Genomic DNA, 2,685 nt, shown 5'->3' with positions numbered 1-2,685 from the left:
ATCGTTCAGAAGCGTAAAGATACTGAATACACGGAACAGAACCGTTATTTCCAGGAGTATCGACGCGGGCGTTATGTTGAGTTTAACCTTGTATACGACCGTGGAACACTGTTTGGTCTGCAATCCGGTGGGCGCACTGAGTCTATCCTGATGTCTTTGCCTCCTGTTGTGCGCTGGGATTACAATTGGCACCCGGAAGATGGGACAGAAGAGGCCCGTCTGTACAGTGAATTCCTGAAACCCAGAGAGTGGGTCTGATATTTAATGAGCTACCGCTTTTGTTTTTCGTGAAAGATACGGGCAACCAGTAATTCTCTGGTTGTCAGAAGGTAATAAACCACGTAAGGCGTACCGACCACTTGTATTTTGCGATAGCGTCCCACCTTATTGCCTGCCATAGGATGATCTTGCAGGCGATCCAGGTTAAATTTCAGAGTATCCAGAATTCGATCAGTGACGGCTGGACAGTGTTCATCAAGATAGGCGGCAATTTTCCGATAGTCGTTTCTGGCAGCAACTGACAACCTGACCTGCATTGACTAACGCTCCTCTTTCAGGAATTGTTCCAGAGAGATGGTTTCCATATCGCCTGATTCAACGGCACTGATTGTCTCTTCAACCTGCTGGAGTTGCCATTCTTCAGCATCCATATAATCCGTTACCACTTCCCGAATGAGCGTCGAAACATCTTTTTGATGAATAGCGGCGAGTTTGTCGAGCCGCTCGAGGTCATTTTGATCAAAACGAACGTTCTTTATCTTCATGGCCATAAGATTAATCCGTATATCTATAAAATATACAGGTTAGCATCCTGACACTATTGCGCAAGTGGTACATCCTGTCCATTTTCAACAGAGAATATTGTATGGCTGGATAATTATCTCTCCCATTTTCTACCAACATCCTCTAGAGTACCGGAAGTTTTTTAGCTGCATTCCCCGAGAAAAAAAGAATGGCCATACCTGTTGATCACTACGCTGTGATGGGGAACCCCATTGAGCACAGCAAGTCGCCAAGAATTCATGCCATGTTTGCGGAGTCCGTCGGGCACAAGCTGAGTTATAACGCCCAACTGGTTCCGGTTGATGACTTTGAAGAAGCCGTTGAACGCTTCTTTGACAATGGTGGCTACCTGGGTCTGAGTGTAACAGTTCCTTTCAAGGAGCAGGCCTGGCAGCTATCAACCGTGCGAACGGGAAGAGCTGAGAAAGCAGGTGCAGTCAATACACTCTGGATGGATGAACAAAGTACTCTCAACGGAGACAACACGGATGGACTCGGTCTGGTTCAGGATCTGACGGTCAACAACAGTGTTTCTATCAAAGGAGCGAAGGTACTGGTTTTGGGCGCTGGTGGTGCAGTAAGAGGTGTCCTTGAGCCGATCCTTGCACAGGAACCATCGGAACTGGTGATTGCCAATCGGACTGTCAGCAAGGCTGAGACTCTGGCTGGTCTGTTTCCTGAGCAACCCGTAAAAGCTTCCGGTTTTTCAGAACTCGAAGGCTCTTTTGACATCATCATCAACGGTACTTCCGCCAGTTTACACGGCGATCTGCCTCCTGTTCCGGCAACAGTCATTGCTGCTTCGACCTGCTGCTATGACATGATGTATTCAGCGTCTAATACGGTATTCAATCGATGGGCTTTGGGTCAGGGGGCAGGAGCCGTGATTGATGGTTTGGGTATGCTGGTAGAACAGGCCGCAGAGCAATTTGCTATCTGGAGAGGTGTTCGTCCTGAGACCATTCCTGTTCTGGAAATGCTCAGAAATGAACTCTCTGGAGGCTGAACGACTGAGCAGCCAAACCCGGGGGGCGGCCTCTGAAAAAAACATTTCAATAGCTTTTTCGTAATTCTCTATGCTCAGACGTTTCGAGAAAAAGGCGACTTAAAAGCAATTTTGCAGGCCGTATCCCTGGTAACGGTTTTTCGTAGGTGATACGGCGCTTTTGGGTGAACCGTCGAAAATCACGAAGCAGAAATTTATATTCTACATTTTAGCGGAAATAGGTTGATTTGATTATAATAAACGAATCGAACGATATTATGGAGACTAAAAACTATGCAGGCTCTTTCTGCTAATGAAGCCAAAACCCATTTTGGAGATATGTTGCTCAAAGCGCAGCGTAGCCCTGTTCAGATCAGTAAGAATGGTAAGCCCGTTGCTGTGGTTATCTCAGCTGACGAATACCAAAACATCGAGACGCTCAAGTTGCAAATGTTGAAGTTAAGGGCAGATCAGGCCAAAGCTGATATAGAAGCAGGCAAACTGGCTGATGGTGGTGCATTCTTTGATGAGCTGGAAGCAGGCCAACATGACTGATGGCTGCTTATCGCTTAACGCCGGATGCACAATCTGATCTGATCGAAATTCGCCGGTACACAGTAGCACAATGGGGAACTGCTCAGTCCGGAAAATACCTATCGGAACTCCGGCAAACCATTCACCTGCTTGCTGAAACGCCATCCCTTGGTAAGCATAGGACAGAGGTCGGATCAAATGTGTTGAGTTTTTCCCATTCGAGCCATGTCATCTATTACATGATGCATGAGGAAGTATTGGTGGTATTTGGTGTCTTACACAGACGAATGGTGCCGCTCAATCACCTGATCAATCGAGAGATCATCTAGCAGCCTGTCGGACTTAAGCGTCCGTAGCGAGGATTGCAGGAATTTTTAGACCAA

Annotated in this window: 6 protein-coding genes; 4 read left to right on the top strand and 2 right to left on the bottom strand. The window is 47.1% G+C overall.

From position 1 onward, the window contains the following. Positions 1 to 258, top strand: a 258-nt coding sequence (locus KDK19_RS08390; RefSeq protein WP_257291727.1) for a coproporphyrinogen III oxidase, incomplete at its 5' end; no start/stop codon positions are given. Between the two features lie 11 nt (positions 259 to 269). Here KDK19_RS08390 and KDK19_RS08385 read toward each other — a convergent pair. Together KDK19_RS08385 and KDK19_RS08380 are read right to left on the bottom strand one after the other, a co-directional pair. Continuing rightward, on the bottom strand, positions 270 to 536 hold the full coding sequence (locus KDK19_RS08385; RefSeq protein ID WP_257291726.1) for a type II toxin-antitoxin system RelE/ParE family toxin: 267 nt from the start codon (positions 534 to 536) through the stop codon (positions 270 to 272). 3 nt (positions 537 to 539) lie between these two features. Continuing rightward, entirely contained in the window at positions 540 to 770 is a 231-nt protein-coding gene (locus KDK19_RS08380) for a CopG family ribbon-helix-helix protein (RefSeq protein WP_257254903.1), read from the bottom strand. Between the two features lie 182 nt (positions 771 to 952). On the opposite strand from KDK19_RS08380, the gene aroE reads away from it, so the two are divergent. The 3 genes from aroE (at position 953) to KDK19_RS08365 (ending at position 2,631) form a co-directional block, all read left to right on the top strand. Beyond that, the gene (gene aroE / locus KDK19_RS08375; RefSeq protein WP_257291725.1) at positions 953 to 1,789 is read left to right on the top strand and encodes a shikimate dehydrogenase; all 837 of its coding nucleotides are present in this window, start codon (positions 953 to 955) and stop codon (positions 1,787 to 1,789) included. A gap of 273 nt (positions 1,790 to 2,062) precedes the next feature. Further along, positions 2,063 to 2,323 (top strand): type II toxin-antitoxin system Phd/YefM family antitoxin, encoded by a 261-nt coding sequence (locus KDK19_RS08370; protein WP_257254905.1) that lies wholly within the window; start codon positions 2,063 to 2,065, stop codon positions 2,321 to 2,323. Continuing rightward, positions 2,323 to 2,631, top strand: a complete 309-nt coding sequence (locus KDK19_RS08365) for a type II toxin-antitoxin system RelE/ParE family toxin (RefSeq protein WP_257281604.1) — start codon at positions 2,323 to 2,325, stop codon at positions 2,629 to 2,631. The genes KDK19_RS08370 and KDK19_RS08365 overlap by 1 nt, the downstream gene beginning before the upstream one ends. Positions 2,632 to 2,685: the final 54 nt, after the last annotated feature.

This window comes from Endozoicomonas sp. ONNA1, from assembly GCF_024606325.1.
Lineage (GTDB): Bacteria > Pseudomonadota > Gammaproteobacteria > Pseudomonadales > Endozoicomonadaceae > Endozoicomonas_A.
Note: the sequence above shows the minus strand (reverse complement) of the source record. Positions and strands in the feature narration are given on the sequence as shown.